Origin of the sequence: Lachnotalea sp. AF33-28 (assembly GCF_003477885.1) — a bacterium.
Taxonomy (GTDB): Bacteria; Bacillota; Clostridia; order Lachnospirales; family Lachnospiraceae; genus AF33-28.
The window spans coordinates 122,432-147,108 of sequence record NZ_QUEE01000009.1; the positions used below are offsets into that span (position 1 = coordinate 122,432).

Consider the following 24,677-nt stretch of genomic DNA (forward strand, 5'->3'; position numbering starts at 1 on the left):
GGGATAAACTGCTCATCTGCCGATCTTCTTTTTCATCGTCACAGTTGTGCCTTTCCCGGGCTCCGATTCCACTGTCACACTGTCCATAAACGCTTCCATAAATGAAAATCCCATGCCGGAGCGTTCATTGGAAGGCTTGGAGGTATACAGCGGCTCCATCGCCTTATGTATGTCCGCAATGCCCACGCCATTATCGCGGATACAGATGGTTACCGCAGAATCCTCCAGCGTAGCCTCCAATATGATTTTCCCCTCTCCTCCCTCATATCCGTGTATGACGGCATTTGTCACGGCTTCGGATACCGCTGTCTTTACATCCTCCATCTCCTCCAGCGTGGGGTCCAGGCGGGATAGGAATACGGCTGTCACCACTCTGGCAAACTGCTCATTATGTGAGTAGCTTTCCATTTCCAGCCGCATCGTCTCCGGTTTTTGTACCTGATTATTGTTCTCCATCTCTTCCTCCATTTCTGCGCCGGTCAAAGCGCATTTACTGCCTTTTTTCTTTATCTGCTTCCTGTCAGACTGCTCTTCACTGATATTTAAGCTCCATCTGCGGTATGATCTGATAGATTCCGGACATCTTCAGTATGCGGTTGATTCTCTCATTTACGCCGCAGACCACCACATCCCCTCCGGCCTGCTTCATGCGCTTATATCTGCCCAGGAGTATTCCGATCCCGGAGCTGTCCATAAAATCCGTATCGGAAAAGTCAAAAACAATCCTCTGTATGTCAAACGTATCCAAAAACTGTTCCGACTGCTCCCTTAGATTCTTGCTGGTGTGGTGATCCACCTCTGACGGAAGATGGACGGTCAGTGTCCGCACTTCCGACTGATAACTCATTTCTGTATGATCTACTTTCATAGGTGCTCCTATCTGCGCATTTCCTGCGCGTGATTTTCTGTGATACATAACTTTGCAGAAAAAAAGAATACACTACGGGCGCTGTTTGCTCTTTCGTAGTGTACTCTCTTTCGTCTATGGATGCCGATCATCCTGTGCACCCCGGTGTGCCGACACACCGGTATGCGTTTCTTACGTCTTAATATCCCCTGTGAGTCCTGGAAAATTCCGCAAAAGGGGAATCCGGATAGTTATCAATGATATCCGTATAATATTCAAAGGCTGTTTCCTTGTCTCCCAGATTGTGGTAGGAAAGCCCCAGCCAGTATTTGCTCTCCACATCGTCAGGATTTAACTCCAGGCACATCAGGAAATTATCCCGGGCTGTTTCATAATCCCGGCTGTCATAGGCCGCTTTAGCCGTATTAAACAGCGTCGTAAATCCGTTGGTTTCAATCTCCTCTTTTAGGCCGGCATAAACCTGCTGGAATACCTGTGAGGTCACCTTGGACGCGTCTACGCTGCCATAGGCGTTGATCGCCGCAATGAAGTCCTGTTTTACATATGCGTTTAACACCTCCAAAAGCGCATCGTAGGTGCTTAGGATACCGCCCGGGTCCGTATATCCGTTCAACTGGTTCTGCAGCTGCTCTTTCTCATTCTCCAGCTTCTCCACCTGCTGCGTAAGGCCGGATACCTCCGCCTGGTTAGAGGACATTTTATCCCCGTATCCCATCAGGGTTTCATCAAATTTACGGTTCATGTCATGCTTCACGGAAGGAATGATGACAAACCAGGCGATAGCGAGGCCGAGGGCCAGCCCGCCCAGCACATACAGCACTGCGGAGAGAATGCCGGTGCCCGGCTTATAGCTGGGCACGATGGATTCGTCCGTGGTGTTGATCATTACGGTACTTTCCCGCCGCTTTTCCTGCTTTTTCTGCTCCGACTTCTCCCTTTTGCCGTTTTGCTTAATCTCCTGCATATAGCGCAGGGACGTGTCGTTTGTCTTGTCTATCTCCAGCGCCTTCCGGATCGTGGTGTGCGCTTTTTTATACTCGCCGCGATGGATATAGAGAAGGGACAGCAGCTGGTACGCCTTTACAAACCGTGCATTCAGATTGATCACTTTTAAGAGCTGCAGCACGGCGAGATCATCGCTCCCTGTGCGCGCAAGCTCCAGCGCCTGATTGAACTTACGGTTGGTGGTGTCTATGCTTTTAAGCCGGGCCTGATTCTGCTGCAGGAGCTTCAGATACCGGTCCGCTTCATTGCCTTCGGGCTGAAAATTTTTGCTGATCACCCATTCGGTCATGGCATCCACGGTTTCACCGGTCTCATAGTAAATGAGGCCCAGCAGGTTTCTGGCGTCGGTATGCCGTTTGTTTAACTCCAGGCACTGCGTGAGCACCGCCGCGGCACCGCTTAGATCCCTGACCTTAGCCTTTGCCAGCCCTGCATTGTACAGGCTGTTGGCCGTGTGCATGATTCTTTTATATACGCTCACTGCGGCGCCGCATTTCAGACAGATCTGGCCAGCGCCCAGTTTGCTTCCGCAATTATAACAATCCATTGAACTCCTCATTTCTGCAGGGTATCGTGCCTACCGTATATCTCACTGGTTTTCCCTGACTTCCTTGAGCAGCTGCCGCATGATATCGGTCATATCGGTTATGTTGCGTTTTCTTATGGTTTCTTCTGTATCGTCTACTTCTTTGCTTGGCTGGAATTTTTTTAATTCTTCTTCAAAATCGATCATTGGTTTTACCTTTCGAGAACTTCTACTTTGCTGTGTGAGGGGCGGGCGAGGGGGGGGGAGGTAGCTGCGGGGGATAAGTCCGCGGCATGGGGCGGGTCCGCAGTGCAGCTCGATTCCGCTGCGCTTCATCTCGCTCACGGGCTTCGCCCTATGGGAGGATGCGGCCTCATGCGGCCTTATGTGCGAGCACAACGGCCGCATGAGGCCGCATCCTCCCGCACTGCTCATTGCCTTCGTGGACATTGTACCACATATTCCATTAATCTGCCAACCAAATATAGGGAGCCGGCGCAGAAGAGACGGTCATGCGCTGCCTTTCTTCCAAGGGCATAGCGGAATGCTTCCCTGTTATCCTCTATCGTTTTACACGTTTTTCCGCAGGCATCAAAGATCTCTTCCAGCTCTTTTACGGAGGCGGCCCGGGGATTGTCTATGTGAGTCAGGACGATTTCATCAAAAAGCCCCGGCTCGCAGAGCATTTGCGCCATTACACGGATCGCCTTATCCTTAACGGCGGAAAACAGCAAAATCTTTTTTCCCTCACAGGGGATCCGGGATGCCGTTTCCGCAAGGCGCATTATTGCATCGGGATTGTGGGCTCCGTCAAAATAGACTCCGGGCAGCACTTCGTCCATGCGGCCTGCCCATCTGGTTTTCTCTATTCCCGCAAGCGCCGTGTCAAGCGCTCCCTCCCTGCCCTTCATCAGCTCCATGTAAGCGGTCAGCGCCAGTACCCCGTTATCCGCCTGATAAGCGGCAGCCATCGGTATCCTAAGCCCGGTGCCGGCCAGCGGTCCGCTCTTGATGAGGACGGTCATGCCTGAGCCTGTCCGCTCTGCTGTCTCATAGCATTCCCTGCTCACCATGCGGTACGGGGAATTCTTTTCTTCGGCAGCTTTTCGTATCACTGCCGATGCATCCGCGTCATTTCCGTCAAATACCACCGGTATGCCGCTCTTTATGATACCCGCCTTTTCCCGGGCAATCTTCTCCACTGTATCACCCAGGATCTGTGTATGATCCAGGCTTATGGACGTGATCACGCTGATAGCCGGATGAGAGACCGCATTGGTGGCATCCAGCCGGCCGCCCATTCCCACCTCTATCACCGCATATTCTACTTTTTGTTCCTGAAAGATCACCATGGCCATCAAAAACAGAAACTCAAAAAAAGATGGATGTTCCATCCCTTCCGCTGCCGTTTTCACCTTGACAAAGGCTTTTGTAAAGATCCCGTCACCGATGGACATGCCGTCTATGCTGATCCTCTCGTTGATCCTCATCAGATGCGGAGAGGTGAATGTGCCTGTATGAAAACCGGACTCCATGAGCATGGAAGTGAAAAAAGCGCATACACTTCCTTTGCCGTTGGTTCCGGCCACGTGAACGATCTTCATCGTATCCTGCGGATTGCCCAGCCTCATAAGCAGTTCCTGCGTATGGCCGATTGCAGGCTTTTTCGCAAATTTGGGGATTTCTAATATATAAGACACCGCTTCTTCATAAGTAACTGTATTCTCATCCATGCTCTCTTTACTCCTGCTTGCGCGGACCCGTATCCGCTGCTTTATCCTCTGCGTGATCCATCCTGTATCCTCACTGTATCAGCGGTCGAACAGCAGAATATCCTGGCCGTCCATGCCGTAATAGATCTGCCGGCCTTCCGTAATCGCTGTTCTGGCGCCGGTCTGATCCGTCACCAGCTCTTCAAATCCGGCACATTCATCAAATGGGACAAGCACCTCCAGCTCCACCGCCTCCGTATATCTGCTCTCCAGGATCTTATAGTCCGCCCTGGCGATCAGATACTGCAGTTTCCCCAGAGTGTTATAGTCACAGCCCAGGCAGATCTGCCTGGCCAGCTTTTTTTCAACGATCCGGCTGGCACGCAGTCCCGCAGCCGCCGCTCCCGAATAGGCCCGCACCAGACCGCCGGTTCCAAGCAGCGTACCCCCAAAATATCTCGTTACCACAATACATACATCCCTAAGCTTCTCACCCTGCAGCACATCCAGCATAGGGTGCCCGGCAGTCTGTCCCGGTTCCCCGTCGTCACTGCAGCGCATGAGCTCAGCATTTTTTCCTATTATATACGCAGAGCAATGATGGCTGGCATCCCAATATTTCTTTCTTATTCCCTGGATGAAGGCAGCAGCCTCCTCCTCTGTCTCCACATGTTCTGCGGCGGCAATAAAACGGGACTTCTTTTCCACAATCTCGGCCTCGCCGCCCCGCAGAACTGTTTTATAGCTCTTTATCATATGTATATTCTTACCTCGTTATCCTATCAGATCGTCCACTACCTCATAAAGCGTTATGGGGGTTACCGTATTTACCATCAGCTTATAGATCATCTGCTCCACAAAATCCCTGGATGCAGACAGCGCAGGAGTGGTTTCCGTCTCCACCTGCCGTGCATCCACCGTTTTTCTAATGCGGATGCCGTATAAAGATCTCGTTCTTTCCCTGTCCTCACTGATCAGAAAATACTCAAGTTTCATCTTATGTGCGTTGTCATAAGTAAGCTCTTTTGTACCGATAAGATGATTTTTATTCATTTTTCTTCCCCATCCGCGCCTCTTTCCGGCGCATTTCATTTATAAAACGTCATTTCATATCGCCGCCCCGCGGTCCGCGCAGCTCATAAAAGTGCGCATTTTATCGGAAGTATTAAATAGTTACGTTTTATTATACAAAATCAGGGCAAAAATGAAAAGGGGTATTGATCGCAAAGCTTGACATATTTTCGTCATAATATGGCATTTAAGGTAACAGTTCAGGGCAGGTTTGGGGCATGTAATCATTTTGTAACTTTATTTATCGGGGATTGTCTGTTATAATGGCACTTAATGGTGACATTGTATTAATGAAAAGGAGGCCAGACTTTATATGAATTACGGAAAAAGAGGAACCCGTAAACAGATAAAGGCCGTAAATTCTACAGCTAAAAAACTGAAAACTAAAGCTCTTATCAACATATTGAAGGCAGTGCTGGTCATTGTGCTGCTGATCAGCGTAACAGGCGTATGTCTGGGACTCGGCATGGTGAAGGGGATTCTGGACAATTCGCCGGAGATCACCCCTGTGGATGTGGAGCCCAGCGGATATCTGACAATCGTATACGATTCGGCCGGCGAACAGATCCAGACGCTCGTAAAGGCATCTTCCAACCGAAAACCGGTAACCTACGACCAGCTGCCCCAGGATCTGATCGACGCGTTTGTCGCCATTGAGGATTCGCGTTTCTGGACCCACAACGGCATTGACTTAAAAGGCATCTTAAGAGCCGGTGTCATCGGTCTGACCAACGGATTTAAATTCACCGAAGGCGCCAGCACCATCACGCAGCAGCTGCTGAAAAATACGATTTTTGAAGGCGGAGCCGAAAAGGGATTCGGCGCCAAGCTGGAACGGAAGATTCAGGAGCAGTATCTGGCCCTGGAACTTGAGAAAGAGATGGACAAGAAGGATATCCTTGTCCAGTATCTGACCACGATCAATCTGGGCAACAATACGCTGGGCGTGCAGTCCGCATCCAACCGCTATTTTAATAAGGATGTGTCCCAGCTGACGCTTTCCGAATGCGCCACCATCGCGGCGATCACCCAGAATCCGTCCAAATACAACCCGATCACCCATCCGGAAAAAAATAACGAACGGCGCACAAAGGTCTTAAACGATATGTGCGAACAGGGCCTGATCTCCGAACAGGAACGTGATATCGCTCTGAATGACGATGTCTACACCCGCATTCAGGAGGCAAATGCGGAGATCACCTCCACTACCAATTACATCTACAGCTACTTTGTGGACGAACTGATCGAACAGGTTATGGACGATCTGCAGACTTACAAGGGCTATACAGAGACTCAGGCCCACAACATGCTCTACAGCGGGGGCTTAAGGATTTACACCACCCAGGATTCCCGAATCCAGAACATCATGGATGATGAAATCAACAATCCGGATAATTATCCGAAGTCCTGTACCAAATATTCTTTTTCAGGCAAGATCACCATCACCCATGCGGACGGCAGCACGGACAGCTACAACGAACAGGATGTCAAGAGATTCCGTAAAGAAACGTCCGGCAAGAGCGATCTGATCTTTATTGAGGAAGCGGATCTGGATCAGTGCATCGAAGACTTCAAGGCTTCCGTCATGCAGGAAGGCGACACGGCCAAAGTGGATATCATCAAAACACTTCAGCCCCAGCTCTCCTTTGTAGTCATTGAAAACGACACGGGATATGTCCGCGCCGTCACCGGAGGCCGCGGCGAAAAGCAGGCCAGCCTTTCCTTAAACCGCGCCACCAATACCACCAGGCAGCCCGGTTCCATCTTTAAGGTTTTAGCAGCCTTTGCCCCTGCCATCGATATCCAGGGCGATACGCTGGCTTCCGTATATTATGACGCGCCTTTCAGCGTCGGCAATAAAACCTTCAGCAACTATTGGGGCAACAGCTATATGGGGTATTCCAATATCCGCCAGGGTATCGTATATTCCATGAATATCGTCGCCACCCGCTGTCTGGTGGAAACGGTCACGCCGGAGCTCGGCTACCAGTATCTGCTTAACTTCGGCTTCACCACTCTGGTGGAGAGCCGTGTGCAGAAGGATAACACCGTAAAGACGGATATCGGCGCCGCTCTGGCGCTGGGCGGTCTTACAGACGGCGTTACAAATCTTGAGACTACAGCCGCTTATGCAGCCATAGCAAACGGCGGCGTGTATACCAAGCCTGTGTTCTATACCAAGATACTGGATCACGACGGCAACATTATATTGGAAAATAAACCGATTACGAAAACCGTAATCAAACCGTCCACCGCATTCCTGCTGACTGATGCGATGAACGAGACCATGGATCCCCATCCGTATCCGAAAACAAATCCGGGCAGCCCCTCCGCGACCGGTACCAATGCGGACGTGTCCGGCATGTCCATCGCCGGCAAGACCGGTACGACTACGGCCGACAATGATAAGTGGTTCCTGGGTTTCTCCCCCTATTATACGGCGGGCGTATGGACCGGATATGACGAGAACTCGGAAATCATCGGCAGCCAGAACTATCATCAGAAAATCTGGTCCAAGATCATGACCAGAATCCATGAAGGCATGCCGGATATCGGTTTTACGGATCCTGCCACGCTGGATATGGAGGCGGTGCAGATCTGCCGTAAATCCGGCAAGCTGGCCATCGGGGGCGTATGCGATGCGGATCCCCGCGGCAGTATGGTATATACGGAATATTTCGCCAGAGGCACAGCCCCTACCGAAGTATGCGATAAGCATGTGGAGGTTACAATCTGTACGGAATCCGGAGAACTGGCAGGACCGTTCTGCCCGGATGAAAACAAGCAGAAGAGCGTCTATATGATCCTTCCCCCGGATGCGGCGGGCGACACCGATGATTCACTGTATGCAATGCCGGCCGATGCCAGCACGGCAACCTGCCATGTGCATACCGGAGTGCCGGAATACAGTCTGCCGGATTTGAGCAGCTGGTTTGGCAATGGGGATCAGTAGGAGATTCTCTTAAACTAAATGCAAGCCCGCAATGAAGAACTCGCGCTCAGCGCTCAAAAACACATGATCAATCTCCCAGGACTATCTTTATAACGCCGCTGTCGGGTGTGGCGAAGATAGCGTTATCGGTTTCATCGCCGCTGCGGATGCGGCGGCGGGTGAAAGTGCAGTCGTAAGACAGTGTGCCTTCCCATACCAGATCGTAGTTTACATGGCGCTCTTCCACTATGGGACTGTAAGGAACGCCTTCGTCATGGAAACGGCGCAGGGACAGACGGATTCCGGCGCCGGCCAGGTATAGGGTGCCGTCTTCACATTCGATCAGTATGCCGCGGCCCCGGGAGGCTTTGCCCTCCCACTTTTTGTTGAACCATCCCACCCGCCGGCTGCGGATTCTGCCAAGATCTGCGGCCGGATTGCTGTCAAAAGATACAACCGCCTCATAATTTCTAAGTTTGAGCTGCATCTCCAGCGCGAACTCCTCCTGGTAGAGGGCGTGTATGCGGCCCGTGCCGCGGTATTTTATGAGCAGCGGCGCTATGGCGCCTAGGAACTGATAATTCTGTCTGCCGGGCTCGGCGCCTTCTTCCAGCTCCCCCTGCAGGTTCAGATAGCTTTCCGCTCCGAAATAACAGATCCCTTGGAGCCCATGCTCTGCAAAGCCCTTCACCATATTGAGCGCATTGCTGACCGCCGGGCTGGATTCCGGTATGTACAGGGGATTGTCCGGACGGGCATAAGCGCTGTATATTTCCTTCACCTGGCTCATAGGCTGCAGATAGACATCAGGGGCGATAAAGTCCAGGTGCGGCGTGCAGCTCTTCCACAGCACAAGGTTGCGGGTGACCGGAGCGCCGGCCGGATAGCCGAGCCCCGGTTGATCCCAGAGCTGATGATCCAGCCATACATTCACGTACATGGGAAGTTCATATTCCGCTTTTCCGCAGGCAGCCACATAGTCTATATAGGAAGCCACCGCATGCGCGGTCATCAGATCGTATCCGCGGCTGCCAAATACCTCCTGCCATGTGCCGCCGGCTCGGCCTCCGGCTGCCTTCCAGGCGCCAAATTCACTGCCAGCCCCCTCGCTTATGATAAAATCCAGCACCTCTCCGGGAACTCTGCCTGCGGCAGCTTCACGGCCATCCGGCCCGTAATCGCAGACGGTCCGCGCGGCATATCCCGGCTCATTCTCCACCTGTACGGCGAGCACGGTCTGATGCTCCGAGTCCGCTTTCCCAATATATTTCATCAATTCGCGGAAAGCTTTTGCATCGGCATTCCGATTGCCGGCGCAGTGCGGGGACAGGAGTGGCAGGGCTATGCCGTCCTGATTAATCACCCTGTGAAACCGTTCCTGATCGTGCTTGACCCAGAGAGGGCAGTATTTCATGGAACCGTTCTTCCAGGTGGCAAACCAGAGAAAAATCAGGTATTTGCCGCGCGCACGGGCCTGGTCCAGCAAATCATCCACAATAGAAAAATCGAACCGGCCCTCCTCCGGTTCGATTTTATCCCAATAGACCGGCACTTCCATCGTATTGCCGTTCATCTGCTCCAGCACCTGCCAGGCAGTTTCCATCTCCGCAGCATCATAAGCGCTGGAATTATGGCACTGTACCCCCAGCACAAGCACCTGTTTCCCCTTAGACTGAAATAACCATTCTCCCATAAGTTTCCCCCTTATCTTTTCCACACTGCCTGAAAATCCTCCAGACGGCTGCCCATGCCTTCAAGCATCAGATCGGCAATCGTCAGGGCGGTCATCGCTTCCACCACCACCACCGCTCTGGGTACAATGATCGGATCGTGTCTGCCTCTGATTTCCACCGTTATCTCCCTGCCGTCCTTGCTGACAGTGGGCTGGGGTCTTGCTATGCTGGGCGTGGGCTTAAAAGCCGCCCTCAGGATAAGATCCGAACCGTCGCTGATTCCTCCTAATATCCCTCCCGCATGATTCGTTCTTTTTATCACGCTGCCATCCGCTCGGGCGGCAAACGCATCGTTGTTGAATGAGCCCATGGCTTTCGCGGCCTCAAACCCGTCCCCGATCTCAAAACCCTTCACTGCGCCTATGGAAAAGACCGCATGGGCCAGGCAGGCATCCAGCTTATCAAACACCGGATTACCCACCCCCGCCGGAAGGTTCTTCACTATACATTCCACTATGCCGCCTGCCGAATCCTTTTCTGCCATCACTTCCTTCAGATAGTCCGACGTCTGGCGCGCGCATTCTGCATCCGGCATACAGAACGGATTGTTTCGGATCTCTTCCCGTGAAAACCGCTGCGGGTCCGCCGCTCGCCCGCCGATGGCCGCGGTATACGCAAAAATATCCACTCCCAGCGTATGAAGCAGCTTTATGGCAACAGCTCCGGCCGCTACCCTGGCAATCGTCTCCCGGCCAGAGGAACGCCCTCCTCCCCGGTAATCCCGAAAGCCATATTTGGCATCAAACGTATAATCCGCATGGCCCGGCCGGTAGTATCCGGCAATCTCCGAATAATCCGCCGATCTGTGGCTCTCGTTCATCACCGTCATGGCGATCGGCGTGCCTGTAGTCTTTCCTTCAAATATACCGGAAAGGATCTGCACGCGGTCGCTCTCCTGCCGTTTTGTGGTATATGCGCTCTGTCCCGGCTTCCTGCGGTCCAGATAAACCTGTATATCCTCCTCACAGAGGGGAAGGCCGGCCGGACAGCCGTCCACCACTACCCCCAGTGCGGTTCCATGGGACTCTCCCCACGTGGATATCTGAAAATGATTTCCAAAAATAGATCCTGCCATATGATCTCCTGTATTACTCCTTAAGCTAATTCCACGATCAGACCGCAGTTGGGCTCGTCCACCTTCACCGGCCTCTGATTCATGCTGATCAGCCCTTTTTCATAGTTTACATTAAAGAATGTAAGCGTATCGCTGTCATGGTTGACAGAAAATATATGCCTCCCGTCCGGGAAAAATCCGAAATCTTTAGGATACTCACCGCTGATCGGCAGTACGCACCGCTGGGTCAGCAGCCCGGTTTCCTCATTGCGCTCAAACAGCCCCACACTGTTATCACCGGCATTGCTGCACATGATATACTTTTCGTCAGGCGTAAATTTGATCGCACAGGCCGCGCTCACAGAGCTGCATTTTGCTCCTACCGTCGATATCTTCTGCTGCAGTTCGAATTTCGGCACTTTTCCTGATCCGTCATAAGTATAAACAGAAATATAATTTTTCAGCTCTGAAATCAGATACATAAATCTGCCGTCCGAACTGAACATGAGATGGCGCGGAGCCGAATCCAGCTCACAGCGCAGCACATCCTTCAGAGAGATCTTTCCTGTTCTCTTATCAAATGCGAAGATCTTGATCTGATCGATACCCAGATCCGCCACGCAGAGATATTTCTCATCCGGCGTCAGTCTGGTGCAGCTGATATGTGGTTTATGGCTGCGCTCAGCCACGCTGCCCAGCCCCTTGTCAAACATGCCGTCCGCAATAGCGCCCACCGTACGGTCCTGGTTCATATGCAGCACCGTCGCCTTGCCGTCATGGTATCCTGCCACAAAAATGTATTCATTTGCCGCATCCAGTGACAGAAAGCAGCCTCTCATACCGCGGATTCCCGCAATCCCGATCTTTTCCAGACAGCCGTCCGGAAGGATCTTAAAGGTTACAATCCCCTCATCCGCAATGGAATAGAGATATTTCCTGTCATTCGACAGAGCCATGTACGAAGCGTTATTGACTTCCACCTCGTCCTTTTTCGCAAATTTGCCGTTCTCCACATCCACATCATATATGGTGATTCCTCTGCTGTCGCCAAGATAGGTGTATGAACCTACATATGCTACATATCTTCCTGCCATCGCTTGTCCTCCTTTTTCATGTCACCAACCGAAGGTTGATGACCTGCGCACACTTCAGTGTGCTTCCGCTTTTCATGTCACCAACCGCAGGTTGATGACCTGCGCACACCTCAGTGTGCTTCCGCTTTTCATGTCACCAACCGCAGGTTGATGATTAATTATCTGGCTTTGCCCTGCGCTTATCTATATAACGGATCATTCCCGGCCCCAGCTCCTGTGTGGGACGCGCCAGGAATCCATGGCGCTCATAAAAGGTTTCACGCCCTTTCGCGCACATCAGATCCAGCATCATCTCCGTCCCGTCCGTCGTCATCTCCGTCACATATTCGATCAGCCCTTTCATCAGTAAATCTCCCACACCAAGCCCCTGGGCATTGGGATGGATGATCAGATCCTGTATATAGCAGATCACCGCGCCGTCGCCCACAAGCCTGCCCATGCCGATGGGTTGTCCCGCCAGCGTCACGCACATCGTGCACAGGCTGTTGTCCAGCGCTTTCTGTGCCTGTTTACGGGTAAGTTCCTTCCATCCCACAGACTTGCGCAGCTTCAGATACATATCCACAGTAATTATATTTTTCTGAAGTATCAATAGCTCATCGTTTTCCATCTTATGTACTGCCGCGTTCCGGGCGCGCTCCTTCTGTTCATTATCAAACGTTTTATCCGACCGTGTTCGTCAGCCGCCCGATCGATTCTATTTCACACTCCACCACATCGCCCGGCTTTAAAAACTTCGGCGGATCAAATCCCATGCCCGCTCCCGCCGGCGTGCCCGTTGCCACAATGGTTCCGGCCTTCAGTGTCATGCCCCTGGTGAGTTCCTGCATGATGTGCGGAATGCCGAAAATCAGCTGTTTTGTATTGCCGTCCTGCCTAAGCTCTCCGTTCACACGGGATCTCACGGCAAGCCTCGGCGGAAAGCTGATCTCATCCGCAGTCACAATCCACGGTCCCATCGGCGTAAACCTGTCCAGACTTTTTCCAAAATACCACTGTTTATGCCTGGTCTGCACCTCCCGCGCACTGACATCATTTATAATCGTATATCCGAAAATATATTCCTCCACATCCTCTTCGGCCACATCCTTCGCATCCTTGCCAACGATAAAAGCCAGCTCCGCCTCATAGTCCAGGCTGTCCGTGAGATCACTGTGGCTTTCTATCACGCCTTTATCCGGCACCGCTTCGTTGATACGTTTGGAAAAATAAACGGCATAGGGGCGCTCGCCTCCAAAAGCCTCTTTCTTATACCTGGCCGATTCAGCGGCATGTTCCATATAATTGATTCCAAGACAGATCATATCCTGCTTAGGCACGGGTATCGGCGCCAGTATCTCCAGCTCTGTCACTCTGTATTCCGGCCGAACCCCTCCATCGGACATTCTGTTTTCGATCCGTTCTTTTTTCTCCAATGTCCAGTTGTCAATCAGCTCATTCATGCTCTGATCGGTGATTCCAAATGCTGTAAGCGGATAAACGTATTTTCCGTTTTCCGATAACGCGCCTATACTCTCCGCTCCGTCTTTTCGGAAGGTCAACAGTTTCATTTTCTCTCCACCCGTGCGCTGCGGCGCACATATAACACATATCAAAACAGGCTGAATACGCATTTTTATCCAGCCGCAAATGCTTCGGCAGAATCGCCCAAACGCTGCCTATAGCATAGCACAGCCGCTGAAATTAGGCAAGATTTTTGAGTTGACCGAAGATCAATTTCCATCCGCAGGATTACTATTCACAGTTGCCGTAAACCTACCGCGCATGTCGGGACAGTATATGGTCCTCATTGGGACACGCTCTCGCTCCGTGAAGCGCTCAGCGGTTCTAACGCTGCAAACTACGCAGCGAAAGAACCGGCGGGCTCCAAGGGATCCCAATGAGGACCATACACTGTCCCGACATGTGCTGCTTTATCGGCAACCGTAAATAGTAACTCCGCAGGGCTGCTGTTAACTTACTGTCTTTTCAAATTAATCCATGACGGTAACCACTCTTAAGTTAGCGGATGACCAGGAATTCCCTATGATATAGCAGGTGTATCTGCCGCCTTCTTCTATGTCAACACCAAAGGAAAGCAGAGGCTCACTGGCCATATTGCCCGGGCGGAAGTTTCCTATGACAATGATAGGAATCTCCCGTATGACACCGATCCGGGCGGCGTTGGTGATATAGAAATCGTACTCACCGGGGCGGGCCTGCTTCATGGGCGTGACTTCCTTGAACCGCACATCGCGGAATACCGTTTCTCCGCCGTAGAGCAGGACATCGAAAGCGGAATTTTCATAGGACATATTGGCAACACGCAGACATCCCAGCTCGCGTGACATGTTCCGACAGGACTGATCCGGTACGGATACAAGATCCAGGCCGTTTACGGTGTCCACGATCACATAGGTGGTCCTGGAACCCGCGATAAAGGGTATGGTCCTGTTATAAAAGATCATTCTCGGACCGCTGGCGCTGGTGATCACTACTGTGCGGAAACCGTCTCCAACCCTGCTGTAGGAGGATACTTCACCGAACTGCAGCCCGCCTACTACCTGGCGGTTGTCGATTGAAACATTCATCGGCAGATTGTTGGTGGCCGCATTTAGAAAGCGTACGGTTGCAAACTGGTTTACAGGGCGGTTCGGGCGCACCGGGCCGGGTCCTAAGGGCGGAAACGGTATGGACGGGCTGGGCGGGACAGGGCGGCCTCCCTCCGGCGCGATCGGCGGCACCGGGTAATCCTCTCCCGGATATACCGGCCGCTCATCCTCTCCGGCGATCGGCGGCACCGGGTAATCCTCTCCCGGATATACCGGCCGCTCATCCTCTCCGGCAATCGGCGGCACCGGGGTATTTCCTCCCGGAAATACCGGTCTTCCTCCCTCTGGCGCAATCGGCGGCACCGGGGTATTTCCTCCCGGGAACACCGGTCTTCCCCCTTCCGGCGCTACCGGCGGCACCGGGATATCTCTCTGGTTCCCGCTTCTGTTCTCCATCATCCCAAATTCATAGCTATCCTTATCCAGCATATAATCCATAGTCCTTTTTTCAAAATACTTACTTTATACTATGCGCAAGCCGGGAAAAGGAAATATAGATTCATCAACTTTGTTGACGAATCTTTCAGTTTCAGTCTATAATAGCTGATAGTACGTTACTGTTCACGGCTGCTGTGAACGTCCCACGCAGAATGGAGGATATCAACTATGTGGATTGCCGATCAATGGAAGGATTATGAAGTAATAGATACATCGGACGGAGAAAAGCTGGAACGCTGGGGTTCCTACCTGCTCATCCGGCCCGATCCCCAGGTCATCTGGAATACGCCCAAAAAACATCCGGGATGGAAAAGGAGAAACGGCCACTATCACCGCAGCTCAAAGGGCGGCGGTGAATGGGAGTTCTTCGATCTGCCCCAGCAGTGGAGCATACAGTATAAAAGCCTTACATTCAATCTGAAGCCTTTCAGTTTTAAACATACCGGGCTCTTTCCTGAGCAGGCGGCCAATTGGGACTGGTTCTCAAAGCTGATCCGTACAGCGGGCAGGCCTGTTAAGGTGCTGAATCTGTTCGCCTATACGGGAGGGGCCACCCTGGCCGCAGCCGCAGCCGGCGCATCCGTCACCCATGTGGACGCCTCCAAAGGCATGGTCACCTGGGCAAAGGAAAACGCAAAATCCAGCGGGCTTGAGGCAGCTCCCATACGCTGGATCGTAGATGACTGCATGAAATTTGTCGAAAGGGAGCTGCGCCGCGGCAACACCTATGATGCAGTCATCATGGACCCGCCCTCCTATGGCAGAGGGCCAAAGGGGGAGATCTGGAAGATTGAGGACGCCATACACCCTCTTGTTCAGAACTGCGCGCAGCTATTATCCCGTGACCCGCTGTTTTTCCTGATCAATTCCTATACTACCGGACTCGCCCCGTCTGTGCTGTCCTATTTGATCGGAACCGAAGTGATCCCTAAGTTTGCCGGCAAGATCTCCGCCGATGAGGTGGGGCTGCCTGTCACCTCCAGCGGCCTGGTGCTGCCGTGCGGGGCCTCGGGAAGATGGGAGAAATAGATAGGACGAAAAAAGGGGCTGTCGCACCGGCGTTAAAAAAATAGGTGTGGCAGCCCCTTCGCAGAGGTTATGGCTGGTTTACAATGCCGGCAAACAGTGGCAGACCGTCATAGCTGTCAAGAACAAAGAGGAAGGGGCGGTCCAGCACGAAATCCATCTCTTCGGAGGGCGGCATTCCGGCGCCGGCTTCTGTCATAAGGGTATAGGCGGAGGCAGTTACGCCTTCCTCATCAATCACGACCCTCACATCGTGCTGCGTTTTCGATACAAAGATTCCGTCCGTGTCTGTAGTCATGGGCGTAAAATCAGACATTCCGCTGTCAAATACATCGGTGATCCCCAACGCCTTAAGACCCTCATTCAAATCCATCTGTGACGTGATGTCAAACTTAGGCAGCGCTAAATTGATGATGAGGTGCTTTGTGTTCTCCCACTCATCTCTGGAAAGGATGAAATTCATGGCTTCATCATCCGACAGCAGGTCCTCTGCAGTGATTCCTTCATCCGGAAGGATAAAGAGTACCGTGCCGCCGCCGTTGGAAAGATTTTTTGTGACAGCGCCGAACCGCTCACCCCAGTAGTATGTGCCGCTGCCGCTGCTATGCATGAAATCACAGGTTTCATCCCCGGCCGCGCTGTAAAAAGTGCCGGCCTCTGTCCTGTTTTTATTAAATTCATCCTGCCATCTCGCCTGAAAATATAGGGTGGAAGCGAGCGCTAAGACGGTTCTGCTGTCCAGTGAGATCCCCTCTGTCTGCTCCTTTAGCGTCCCGCCGGTCTGCTCATTCAGCCAGGCTCGCAGCGCATCATTGAAACCTTCCGATCCCATCTCGCCCTGAAAAGAGGATGCATAATAGGTGTCAGAGAGGGTGTCCAGCGTGGACTGCACAAAGGATATGTTCTGATTGAGCCACAGGGAACTGGCCAGGATGCTCGTGGTTGCCCCGTCATCCCTGTAATGGGCATTCCATACATCGCCTGCCTGCGACCGCAGCGCTTCTATGCTGTCTGCCCCCAGCAGATCAAGAATCTGCTGTCTGCTGCCGCCGCCGGTTAATTCCGCAAGCATCCCCAGCGCCATATATATATTCAGCGGGGAGCAGGCGCGGTTTTCTGTATCAGATCCGGAAAGAAACTGCCGGATGCCTGAGGCGAAAAAAGGTTCCAACCCATCGGCATATCCCTGCTCACGGCGCTGTGCCTGTACGGATTCCCACCATGCATCATAGTCCCGATCAAAAGAAGGAGCGTCTTCGCTTGGATAGGGAGCCATCTTTGGATACGCGGCTTCACTGACCGCATAGGCGGTTGTCACCAGGGGCGCATTGTGCGGATTCAGGGCAATGGCGCTGATCACAGCAATTACCAGAACCGCGGCCACAGCTGCGGCCCACCGCGTCCTGCGGGATTTCTCTTTCTTTTTATCTTTTTCGCTTCGCTCCAGCATGTCGCTGTCAGCCTGGCCGATCGCCTCATATAGATCTTTTCTATTCATCCAGATATCCCTCCTTAATCAGATGGTCTTTTAATCTGCTTCGTGTCCTGCTTAGAATCACTGCTGTATTGTTGGATGTAAGTCCGTACCTGCTGACAATTCTTTCAATGGGTTCTGTAAAGAAATAGCGTCTAAGGAATATATCGCTCTCCCGCGCCGGAAGTGATCTGACAAACAGCCGGATACTCTCTCCGAGCTCTTTGGCGATCAATTCATTTTCGATATCCGTTTCAGCCGCAATGCATTCCGCCAGCTCGTCCAGGACAGCCGCTATTTCCCCGCCGCCGCGTTTCTTTGCGGACAGAAGCTTAAATCTGTCAAAGGAGACCCTGCGGGTGATCTTTGCAAAAAACATCCGGAGCGAGTCCGGACGGTGGGGAGGCATGGCGTTCCACGCATGAAACCAGGTATCATTGACACACTCTTCCGAATCTTCGGTATTTCCCAATATATTATTGGCCACGGCAAAGCAGTATGAACCGTATTTCTCTTTCGACTGCGTAATCGCATCCGAGCTTCTCTTCCAATATAATTCTATAATCCGGCTGTCCTCCAAAACGCAACCCCCTTCCCCTGTTTAAAGGCCTTCACCTTATAAGTCGACAAACGCGGCAAAACCTTACATTTTTTTTTGAAATAATATCAGTTCAGACGGGCATTTTCCCGCCATCTGAACTGTTAAAATATTTTATCAAAGAGCCGTTGATTTCAGCATATCATAAATTTTCATTTTTTCCCCGAAAACCTGTTAATGTTTTGAAAGTTTTTTGAAAGATTCCTCTGTTATAGTCTCTTTAGAACAGTAAATCAAGCGGCTGCAGCAGGCAGCTGCCGATGCAGAAGAATATTTGGAGGGTCACGTATGTATACGATTAATATGTTATCTAAGGCGGATATGGTTAAGGGCCAGGGCGTGGCGTCGGCCCATGATGAACAGGTAAAGCTGGCAAAAGAAGTCCTGCAGGGACGGTTTGAAATATTGGAGAATTCACACAAAGGCTGTGATATCACACATATTCATACCATTAATCCTGAATTTTTCATAAGGCTTCCTTTTATTAAACACAGGGGAATGGCTGTGGGATATGTACATTTTCTGCCGGAAACGCTGGAAAACAGCATTCATCTTCCGAAAGCCGCCAAAAAGATCTTTTATAAATATGTTCTCACTTTTTATAAGCAGATGGATCACCTGGTCACTGTGAACCCCTATTTCATCGATGTGCTGGAAAAGTACGGGATCCCCAGGGAAAAGGTGAGTTATATCCCCAATTTTGTCTCCGAAGAACAGTTTTATCCACTGTCCGCGGATGAAAAATCCACATTGAGGGAAAAATATCATCTGCCGAAGGACCGCTTCACAGTGCTCTGTGCCGGACAGCTGCAGCTTAGGAAGGGAATTATGGACTTCTTTGCGCTGGCTAAGCGGATGCCCGATGTGGAATTTATATGGGCGGGAGGATTCTCCTTTGGCAAGATTTCCGACGGATATGAGGAGATCAAAAAAGAAATGGAGCACCTTCCGGAAAATGTCCGGATGCTGGGGCTGCTGGACCGCGAGGTTATGAATGAAGTCTATAATATGGCGGATGTGATGTTCCTTCCCTCCTATGAAGAGCTGTTTCCCATGACCATACTGGAAGCCATGAACTGCCGCATTCCCATACTGGTAAGAGATCTGGACATTTATGATAATATTTTGTTCGATTATGTGCAGAGGGGGCAGGATATCAATGAATTTCAAAGCCTTCTGCAGCTGCTGAATCAGGATAAGTCTTTCTATGAATATGCGGCCTCCTGCGCTTTTGAAGGTCATGAATTTTACAGCAGAGCACATGTGGGACAAATGTGGTTAAATTTCTATGAGGATACCGTACAGGCTGAAACAGAAAGGGCCTGGGGCTTTGATAAGAGAAAAGAGGCATATCAATGGAAGTAAAAAGTGTGAACTGGCTTAATAAACTGATCAACTATTCTACCTTTATCGGCATCGGGCTGACGGTGATACTGCTGATCTTCGGATATCAGCAGGGAATTTTCAGATCGCCGGAATCACTGGACGCTTTTATCCGCAGCTGCGGTCTGTGGGGGCCTGTGCTTTTTATGGCTTTTCAGGCGGTTCAGGTGGTCTTTCCGATCCTGCCCGGCTCCTTGGGATGTGTGGCGGGCGTCATCGCTTTCGGACCCATATACGGATTTATCTATAACTACGTGGGGATCTGCCTGGGTTCCATCGGTGCGTTTCTGATCTCAAAACACTATGGAAGTCCCATGGTAAAAAGGCTGTTCAGCGAAAAAACCTACAATAAATATATCGGATGGCTGGACAAGGGTAAAAAGTTTGATGTGTTTTTCGCGCTGGCCATCTTCTTCCCGGTAGCGCCCGACGATTTTCTGTGCTATCTGGCCGGGCTCACCAAGATGAAACTCGGCAAATTTACCGCCATCATCCTGCTCGGCAAACCCGCATCCACCTTTTTGTACAGCATCGGCGTCACCAGTCTGCTGCAGCTGCTGATTCATTAACAACAATTAAGGCACTGCCCTACGCGGGGAGTGCCTTACATTTTCAGCCTTCGCAGTCTGCTTATAGATCACGGCATGCGTTTATATATTCATTTAACTGCTGGCGGTTTACTGTGATACACGCCTGCTCGCTGAAACGCTCAAGTTCTGTATAAACCGCGTCCGTAAGCGCGGTAAGGCTGCGCCAAAACGCGTCTTGTGTAAAATCAGGAATAAGCGTCTTTTTAAGGACGGACAACTCGGCTTCGGGCAGCTTATCCACATCCCTGTTTCGGCCGGTGTCAAGCGAATACCGGCATCCCAGCAGCCCAATTAGCAGGTTGCGTGCAAGCTCAAGTTCGGCGGCAGCTCTCCAATACTGCCTGCGTTTTATTGCCACAGCAGCGTGCATTAGATTATGCCAGACGGTATCTGAGCATTCAACAAGCTTTTTGTTATATCTGTCTGTTTTGGTTTCACTCTCACGTTTTTCCCAGGATTTCTTCATCATCTCATCCACTGTTGCTGACTTATCAAAGAGCACTTTCCAATCTTTTCGAATGGCGGCAGCACTGGTATAAGCACCGTATCCAATATCAATTTCAAGATAGTTATCGCATAAATATACTTGAAGCCGTCTCTGCAGTGCCTGTTTAAAATATATGAAGTTCAGTTTTTTGTTGAGCTGTGAATTGACAAATTTCATTACAGCTTCCATATTTTCATCGCTGTCTACCGCCACAACCATATCTAAATCAGATAATCCGTCAATATAACCGAATGCGCCTGAACCTACCGCGACAAGAGCGATTATATGCTCGTTCGGTTTGGTTACTGATAGGATATAATCCATAATATTTTTTCGGTCTGTCGTATTAAATACAGCCATACCCTTTACCCTCCCATCATATAAATAACTCCTGTACGCCTCTTTATTTTCTGTTTTCTATCTCATCTTTCAGCATGTCCGTAAATTCCTGCAGGCTCATTGTCACATTATCGCCAGAGTCGCGGTAACGAACGGAAATCGTGCCTTCCGCCTCCTCTTTAGCTCCCGTGATCACCATATACGGAACCTTCTCCAGCTGAGCCTCGCGGATCTTGTAGCCAATCTTCTCCGGGCGGCTGTCCAGCTCACAGCGGATGCCGTTCTTCTTCAGCTCCTGGTATACCCTTCCCGCATATTCGCTGTTCTTATCTGAGATCGGCAGCACTTTTACCTGCACCGGCGCCAGCCATGCAGGGAATTTACCCGCATAATGCTCGATCAGTATGCCGATAAAGCGCTCTATGGAACCGAACACCACACGGTGGATCATGATCGGCCTGTGTTTTTCGCCATCCGTGCCGGTATACTCCGCCTCGAAACGCTGCGGCAGCTGGAAATCCAGCTGGATCGTACCGCACTGCCAGGTTCTGCCGATAGAATCCTCCAGATGGAAGTCGATCTTGGGCCCGTAAAACGCACCGTCCCCTTCATTCACAATATAAGCCAGATTCATTTCATCCAGCGCTTTTCTTAAGCTGTCCGTAGCCATCTCCCAGTCTTCATCGCTGCCAATACTGTTTTCCGGGCGGGTGGAAAGCTCCACATGGTATTTGAAACCGAACAGGCTGTATACCTCATCGATCAGCCTGACAACGCCTTTGATCTCATCCGTCACCTGTTCCTTGGTCATAAAGATATGGGCATCGTCCTGGGTGAAGCAGCGCACTCTCATCAGGCCGTGCAGCGTGCCGGATTTTTCATGCCGGTGCACCAGTCCCAGCTCACCCATGCGGATCGGCAGATCCCGGTAGGAATGGGGCGCGGATTTATACACCAGCATGCCGCCGGGACAGTTCATGGGTTTGATGGCAAAATCCGTATCATCGATCACCGTGGTATACATATTTTCCTTATAGTGATCCCAATGGCCGGATGTCTCCCACAGAGATCTGGTCAGCATCATAGGGGTGGAAATCTCCACATAGCCTTCCCTGGTATGAATCTGACGCCAATAATCAATCAGCGTATTTTTCAGCACCATTCCCTTGGGCAGGAAAAACGGGAAGCCCGGCCCCTCTTCCATGAGTGCGAACAGCCCCAGCTCCTTGCCCAGCTTGCGGTGATCCCTCTTTTTGGCCTCCTCCAGCCTGGTCAGATACTCTTCCAGATCTGCGGCCTTAGTAAAGGCGGTGCCGTAGATTCTGGTCAGCATTTTATTTTTCTCATCCCCACGCCAGTAGGCTCCGGCAACCGATGTGAGTTTAAATGCCTTTACCGCGCCGGTGCTCACCAGATGAGGACCTGCGCAGAGATCCACGTATTCGCCCTGGCGGTAAAAGCTGATCACAGCGCTTTCCTCCAGATCGCGGATCAGTTCAACCTTATACGGCTCCCCCTTCTCCTCCATCAATGCGATGGCCTCTTTTCTGGGCAGCGTGAAGCGTTCCAAAGAAAGGTTCTCCTTCACAATCTTCTTCATTTCTTTTTCAATGCTGTCCAGTTCCTCCGGGGTAAAGGGCTGATCCCGGTCAAAATCATAATAGAATCCATCCGCTATAGACGGGCCGATGGCCAGCTTAACCTCCGGATACAGGCGCTTCACGGCCTGAGCCATGATATGGGAAGCCGTATGGCGGAATGCGCCTCTGCCGTCCTCATCCTCAAAAGTCAGAAATGTCACCGTACAGTCGCTGTTTAACTCCGTCCTCAAATCCACCACCCGGCCGTCCACTTCCGCCGCACACAGCCGTCTTGCCAGGCCTTCGCTTATGGCCTTTGCTGCATCCAATACCGTAACCGGCCCTTCGAATTCTCTTACAGCTCCATCTTTTAATGTAATTTTCATTTTTCTGCTCCTTCCTCATTATGGGTAGAATTCTCTCACAGGATTCTCCACCTGCTGCGGATCGCTTAAGCGACATAAGCCACTCCGCTAAAGGCTCCTGCAAAGTATTTTTTAGTCAACAGGGCAAATATTCTGCAAAAAAAGTACCCCTGGACGGACTGATATCCATCCAAGGGTGCATCATACAACACACGGTTCCACCTTGATTTTCACTTCGGTTCTGTCAAACCTTGGCCCTTAACGCAGGCAGACGGCGGCATTCCTCATGCGCAGCTCCAGAGGGGTCTTCACCGGTTCCATCCGCGTAAGGAAGCTTGCAGCTTATACTCCCTCTCTCTGTACGCCTCATAGACGGCTACTGTTTCTATCACAGCTTTTCTTGATTTTCATCATACTCCCGGCAGGCTGTTTTGTCAATTAACAATTTTTATGATTGATTATTATTCATGTTTATGGTAGAGTGATAAACACGCAACAAATCTATGCATTCTTTTTTTCAGGAGAATTCTCCTGATCCGTGCGGCAGTTCCGCCGCCAGATTCCCATTTTGTATGCAAAATAACGGGAAACTCTCTGCCATTAGGTGTTCCCCGCTTTTTGCTCCCTGAAATAAGACTGAACTAGGAAGCACACTGATGTGTGCGCAGGTCATCAGCCTTCGGCTGGTGACAGGAAACGAGGAAGCACACTGATGTGTACGCAGGTCATCAGCCTTCGGCTGGTGACCGTCAAGGAGGAGTATGCCATATGAGACATAACAAACAAAAGAACCATGACAGTAAGGAGGAACCTAAAACATCTGTTACAAATGAATGGGGCGATCCACTTACCAATGAAAAAGAGCAGTTGATCCGGGAACTGGCGGACAGTGACACTGCCCTCAACATCTGCCTGACCAACGATTTTGCCTTTAAAAAGGCTGTCCGCAACAAAAAGGCTTTGACAGGTCTCTTAAGCGCTCTGCTCTGCTTACGGCCGGAACAGATCATTGATCTGGAATTCCCCGATACCTTTTTACACGGCGACTATCTGGAAGATCGGGAGGGCATCCTGGATATAAGAGTACATCTGAACAATCAAAGAAAAATCAATCTGGAAATGCAGCTTTTACCCTATCCGTACTGGCAAGAGCGCTCCCTTTTTTACTTATGTAAGATGTTTGCAGATGGCTTTGTAAAAGGAGATACTTACAGTTTATTAAAAGAATGTATCCATATCAGCATATTGGGCTTCCAGCTCAAACAGGCAGATAGTTTCTATGAAAAAGTACGGCTGATAAAGGACAACGGAAAGGTATATAGTGACAAGCTGGGGCTGCGCATGTTATACTTAAACCAATTGGAACATGTGCCGGAAAATGAAAAGCAAACCGACATATACCATTGGGCAAAGCTGATATCAGCGAAAGATTGGGAGGTCCTGACCAATATGGCAAAAACGAACGAATACATGGAGGCAGCAGTTGATGAACTGGATCAAATAAACCGTGATAAGACCCTGCGTTACGAATACTTACGTCGTGAAATGCGGGACTCGGATGAAGCTACTATCAGAGAATATTATACGGAACTCGGTGAGAAAAGAGGGATGAAAAAAGGCAAAGATCTGTTTTCCGATTTTCTCCAATTAACAACCCATCTGCTTCAGGATTCCCGTACAGATGATTTGCTGCGCGCAACAAATGATGAAGCCTTTCGAAACAGTTTATACACTGAATACGGAATAAAAACAGAGGGCGATATCTGAACTTCGCCCTCCCTATAAAACTCATTTTTTCAGTTAAACACTCC

22 protein-coding genes are annotated in these 24,677 nt (G+C 50.9%); 5 read left to right on the forward strand and 17 right to left on the reverse strand.

What is annotated here, in order from left to right; translation table 11 throughout:
* Nucleotides 1-12: 12 nt before the first annotated feature.
* The 7 genes from spoIIAB to DWZ56_RS13875 all read right to left on the reverse strand — a co-directional run bounded on the left by spoIIAB (nt 13) and on the right by DWZ56_RS13875 (nt 5,164).
* Nucleotides 13-456: an anti-sigma F factor gene (gene spoIIAB / locus DWZ56_RS13850; protein WP_118557318.1), complete on the reverse strand. Its 444-nt coding sequence runs from the start codon at nt 454-456 to the stop codon at nt 13-15.
* Nucleotides 457-532: 76 nt separating this feature from the next.
* Complete coding sequence (locus DWZ56_RS13855) at nt 533-868, reverse strand: STAS domain-containing protein (RefSeq protein ID WP_158584587.1); 336 nt, start codon at nt 866-868, stop codon at nt 533-535.
* A gap of 178 nt (nt 869-1,046) precedes the next feature.
* Nucleotides 1,047-2,420 carry a tetratricopeptide repeat protein gene (locus DWZ56_RS13860; RefSeq protein WP_158584588.1) on the reverse strand — a complete coding sequence of 458 codons (1,374 nt, stop codon included), beginning with the start codon at nt 2,418-2,420 and terminating at the stop codon, nt 1,047-1,049.
* 42 nt (nt 2,421-2,462) lie between these two features.
* Nucleotides 2,463-2,606: a hypothetical protein gene (locus DWZ56_RS22940; RefSeq protein ID WP_199679606.1), complete on the reverse strand. Its 144-nt coding sequence runs from the start codon at nt 2,604-2,606 to the stop codon at nt 2,463-2,465.
* A 224-nt stretch (nt 2,607-2,830) separates the two neighbouring features.
* Nucleotides 2,831-4,132 (reverse strand): bifunctional folylpolyglutamate synthase/dihydrofolate synthase, encoded by a 1,302-nt coding sequence (locus tag DWZ56_RS13865; RefSeq protein WP_118557231.1) that lies wholly within the window; start codon nt 4,130-4,132, stop codon nt 2,831-2,833.
* A gap of 78 nt (nt 4,133-4,210) precedes the next feature.
* On the reverse strand, nt 4,211-4,867 hold the full coding sequence (locus DWZ56_RS13870; RefSeq protein ID WP_118557232.1) for a YigZ family protein: 657 nt from the start codon (nt 4,865-4,867) through the stop codon (nt 4,211-4,213).
* A gap of 18 nt (nt 4,868-4,885) precedes the next feature.
* Nucleotides 4,886-5,164, reverse strand: coding sequence for a DUF6514 family protein (locus DWZ56_RS13875; protein WP_147369427.1), 279 nt, complete (start codon nt 5,162-5,164; stop codon nt 4,886-4,888).
* Nucleotides 5,165-5,495: 331 nt separating this feature from the next.
* Here DWZ56_RS13875 and DWZ56_RS13880 point away from each other — a divergent pair, with 331 nt between their 5' ends.
* Nucleotides 5,496-8,135 carry a transglycosylase domain-containing protein gene (locus DWZ56_RS13880; RefSeq protein WP_118557234.1) on the forward strand — a complete coding sequence of 880 codons (2,640 nt, stop codon included), beginning with the start codon at nt 5,496-5,498 and terminating at the stop codon, nt 8,133-8,135.
* 67 nt (nt 8,136-8,202) lie between these two features.
* On the opposite strand, the gene DWZ56_RS13885 is transcribed toward DWZ56_RS13880, so the two are convergent.
* The 6 genes from DWZ56_RS13885 to DWZ56_RS13910 form a co-directional block, all read right to left on the reverse strand.
* On the reverse strand, nt 8,203-9,807 hold the full coding sequence (locus tag DWZ56_RS13885) for a DUF5597 domain-containing protein (protein ID WP_118557235.1): 1,605 nt from the start codon (nt 9,805-9,807) through the stop codon (nt 8,203-8,205).
* A gap of 11 nt (nt 9,808-9,818) precedes the next feature.
* Nucleotides 9,819-10,922, reverse strand: coding sequence for a chorismate synthase (aroC, locus tag DWZ56_RS13890; protein ID WP_118557236.1), 1,104 nt, complete (start codon nt 10,920-10,922; stop codon nt 9,819-9,821).
* 20 nt (nt 10,923-10,942) lie between these two features.
* On the reverse strand, nt 10,943-11,995 hold the full coding sequence (locus DWZ56_RS13895; protein ID WP_118557237.1) for a lactonase family protein: 1,053 nt from the start codon (nt 11,993-11,995) through the stop codon (nt 10,943-10,945).
* 154 nt (nt 11,996-12,149) lie between these two features.
* Nucleotides 12,150-12,605 (reverse strand): GNAT family N-acetyltransferase, encoded by a 456-nt coding sequence (locus tag DWZ56_RS13900; protein WP_118557238.1) that lies wholly within the window; start codon nt 12,603-12,605, stop codon nt 12,150-12,152.
* Between the two features lie 52 nt (nt 12,606-12,657).
* Nucleotides 12,658-13,545: a fumarylacetoacetate hydrolase family protein gene (locus tag DWZ56_RS13905; RefSeq protein ID WP_118557239.1), complete on the reverse strand. Its 888-nt coding sequence runs from the start codon at nt 13,543-13,545 to the stop codon at nt 12,658-12,660.
* Between the two features lie 423 nt (nt 13,546-13,968).
* The gene (locus DWZ56_RS13910) at nt 13,969-15,015 is read right to left on the reverse strand and encodes a DUF4397 domain-containing protein (protein WP_158584589.1); all 1,047 of its coding nucleotides are present in this window, start codon (nt 15,013-15,015) and stop codon (nt 13,969-13,971) included.
* Between the two features lie 177 nt (nt 15,016-15,192).
* Between DWZ56_RS13910 and DWZ56_RS13915 the strand changes: the two genes are divergently transcribed.
* Nucleotides 15,193-16,053, forward strand: a complete 861-nt coding sequence (locus DWZ56_RS13915; RefSeq protein WP_118557241.1) for a class I SAM-dependent methyltransferase — start codon at nt 15,193-15,195, stop codon at nt 16,051-16,053.
* A gap of 67 nt (nt 16,054-16,120) precedes the next feature.
* On the opposite strand, the gene DWZ56_RS13920 is transcribed toward DWZ56_RS13915, so the two are convergent.
* Complete coding sequence (locus DWZ56_RS13920) at nt 16,121-17,548, reverse strand: serpin family protein (RefSeq protein WP_118557242.1); 1,428 nt, start codon at nt 17,546-17,548, stop codon at nt 16,121-16,123.
* Nucleotides 17,541-18,104: an RNA polymerase sigma factor gene (locus tag DWZ56_RS13925; RefSeq protein ID WP_118557243.1), complete on the reverse strand. Its 564-nt coding sequence runs from the start codon at nt 18,102-18,104 to the stop codon at nt 17,541-17,543. The genes DWZ56_RS13920 and DWZ56_RS13925 overlap by 8 nt, the downstream gene beginning before the upstream one ends.
* A 306-nt stretch (nt 18,105-18,410) precedes the next feature.
* On the opposite strand from DWZ56_RS13925, the gene DWZ56_RS13930 reads away from it, so the two are divergent.
* Together DWZ56_RS13930 and DWZ56_RS13935 are read left to right on the forward strand one after the other, a co-directional pair.
* Nucleotides 18,411-19,487, forward strand: coding sequence for a glycosyltransferase family 4 protein (locus DWZ56_RS13930; RefSeq protein ID WP_118557244.1), 1,077 nt, complete (start codon nt 18,411-18,413; stop codon nt 19,485-19,487).
* The gene (locus DWZ56_RS13935; protein ID WP_118557245.1) at nt 19,478-20,074 is read left to right on the forward strand and encodes a TVP38/TMEM64 family protein; all 597 of its coding nucleotides are present in this window, start codon (nt 19,478-19,480) and stop codon (nt 20,072-20,074) included. The genes DWZ56_RS13930 and DWZ56_RS13935 overlap by 10 nt, the downstream gene beginning before the upstream one ends.
* Nucleotides 20,075-20,135: 61 nt before the next feature.
* Here the strand turns inward: DWZ56_RS13935 and DWZ56_RS13940 are convergent, their stop codons facing one another.
* Together DWZ56_RS13940 and thrS are read right to left on the reverse strand one after the other, a co-directional pair.
* A complete protein-coding gene (locus DWZ56_RS13940; RefSeq protein WP_118557246.1) occupies nt 20,136-20,942 on the reverse strand; it encodes an aminoglycoside 6-adenylyltransferase in 807 nt (268 codons plus the stop codon).
* 43 nt (nt 20,943-20,985) lie between these two features.
* Nucleotides 20,986-22,887 carry a threonine--tRNA ligase gene (gene thrS, locus DWZ56_RS13945; RefSeq protein WP_118557247.1) on the reverse strand — a complete coding sequence of 634 codons (1,902 nt, stop codon included), beginning with the start codon at nt 22,885-22,887 and terminating at the stop codon, nt 20,986-20,988.
* 747 nt (nt 22,888-23,634) lie between these two features.
* On the opposite strand from thrS, the gene DWZ56_RS13950 reads away from it, so the two are divergent.
* Nucleotides 23,635-24,633 carry an Rpn family recombination-promoting nuclease/putative transposase gene (locus DWZ56_RS13950; RefSeq protein ID WP_118557248.1) on the forward strand — a complete coding sequence of 333 codons (999 nt, stop codon included), beginning with the start codon at nt 23,635-23,637 and terminating at the stop codon, nt 24,631-24,633.
* The last annotated feature ends 44 nt before the right edge of the window (nt 24,634-24,677 follow it).

What these genes read in the sequence shown, in the direction of transcription:
- spoIIAB (WP_118557318.1), bottom strand. Translation starts at nt 456, where the DNA reads ATGGAGAACAATAATCAGGTACAAAAACCGGAGACGATGCGGCTGGAA.
- DWZ56_RS13885 (WP_118557235.1), bottom strand. Translation starts at nt 9,807, where the DNA reads ATGGGAGAATGGTTATTTCAGTCTAAGGGGAAACAGGTGCTTGTGCTG.
- DWZ56_RS13900 (WP_118557238.1), bottom strand. Translation starts at nt 12,605, where the DNA reads ATGGAAAACGATGAGCTATTGATACTTCAGAAAAATATAATTACTGTG.
- DWZ56_RS13940 (WP_118557246.1), bottom strand. Translation starts at nt 20,942, where the DNA reads ATGGCTGTATTTAATACGACAGACCGAAAAAATATTATGGATTATATC.
- DWZ56_RS13935 (WP_118557245.1), top strand. Translation starts at nt 19,478, where the DNA reads ATGGAAGTAAAAAGTGTGAACTGGCTTAATAAACTGATCAACTATTCT.
- DWZ56_RS13895 (WP_118557237.1), bottom strand. Translation starts at nt 11,995, where the DNA reads ATGGCAGGAAGATATGTAGCATATGTAGGTTCATACACCTATCTTGGC.
- DWZ56_RS13875 (WP_147369427.1), bottom strand. Translation starts at nt 5,164, where the DNA reads ATGAATAAAAATCATCTTATCGGTACAAAAGAGCTTACTTATGACAAC.
- DWZ56_RS13950 (WP_118557248.1), top strand. Translation starts at nt 23,635, where the DNA reads ATGAGACATAACAAACAAAAGAACCATGACAGTAAGGAGGAACCTAAA.
- DWZ56_RS13910 (WP_158584589.1), bottom strand. Translation starts at nt 15,015, where the DNA reads ATGCTGGATAAGGATAGCTATGAATTTGGGATGATGGAGAACAGAAGC.
- DWZ56_RS13915 (WP_118557241.1), top strand. Translation starts at nt 15,193, where the DNA reads ATGTGGATTGCCGATCAATGGAAGGATTATGAAGTAATAGATACATCG.
- thrS (WP_118557247.1), bottom strand. Translation starts at nt 22,887, where the DNA reads ATGAAAATTACATTAAAAGATGGAGCTGTAAGAGAATTCGAAGGGCCG.
- DWZ56_RS13930 (WP_118557244.1), top strand. Translation starts at nt 18,411, where the DNA reads ATGTATACGATTAATATGTTATCTAAGGCGGATATGGTTAAGGGCCAG.
- DWZ56_RS13855 (WP_158584587.1), bottom strand. Translation starts at nt 868, where the DNA reads ATGAAAGTAGATCATACAGAAATGAGTTATCAGTCGGAAGTGCGGACA.
- DWZ56_RS13880 (WP_118557234.1), top strand. Translation starts at nt 5,496, where the DNA reads ATGAATTACGGAAAAAGAGGAACCCGTAAACAGATAAAGGCCGTAAAT.
- DWZ56_RS22940 (WP_199679606.1), bottom strand. Translation starts at nt 2,606, where the DNA reads ATGATCGATTTTGAAGAAGAATTAAAAAAATTCCAGCCAAGCAAAGAA.
- DWZ56_RS13920 (WP_118557242.1), bottom strand. Translation starts at nt 17,548, where the DNA reads ATGAATAGAAAAGATCTATATGAGGCGATCGGCCAGGCTGACAGCGAC.
- DWZ56_RS13865 (WP_118557231.1), bottom strand. Translation starts at nt 4,132, where the DNA reads ATGGATGAGAATACAGTTACTTATGAAGAAGCGGTGTCTTATATATTA.
- aroC (WP_118557236.1), bottom strand. Translation starts at nt 10,922, where the DNA reads ATGGCAGGATCTATTTTTGGAAATCATTTTCAGATATCCACGTGGGGA.
- DWZ56_RS13870 (WP_118557232.1), bottom strand. Translation starts at nt 4,867, where the DNA reads ATGATAAAGAGCTATAAAACAGTTCTGCGGGGCGGCGAGGCCGAGATT.
- DWZ56_RS13860 (WP_158584588.1), bottom strand. Translation starts at nt 2,420, where the DNA reads ATGGATTGTTATAATTGCGGAAGCAAACTGGGCGCTGGCCAGATCTGT.
- DWZ56_RS13905 (WP_118557239.1), bottom strand. Translation starts at nt 13,545, where the DNA reads ATGAAACTGTTGACCTTCCGAAAAGACGGAGCGGAGAGTATAGGCGCG.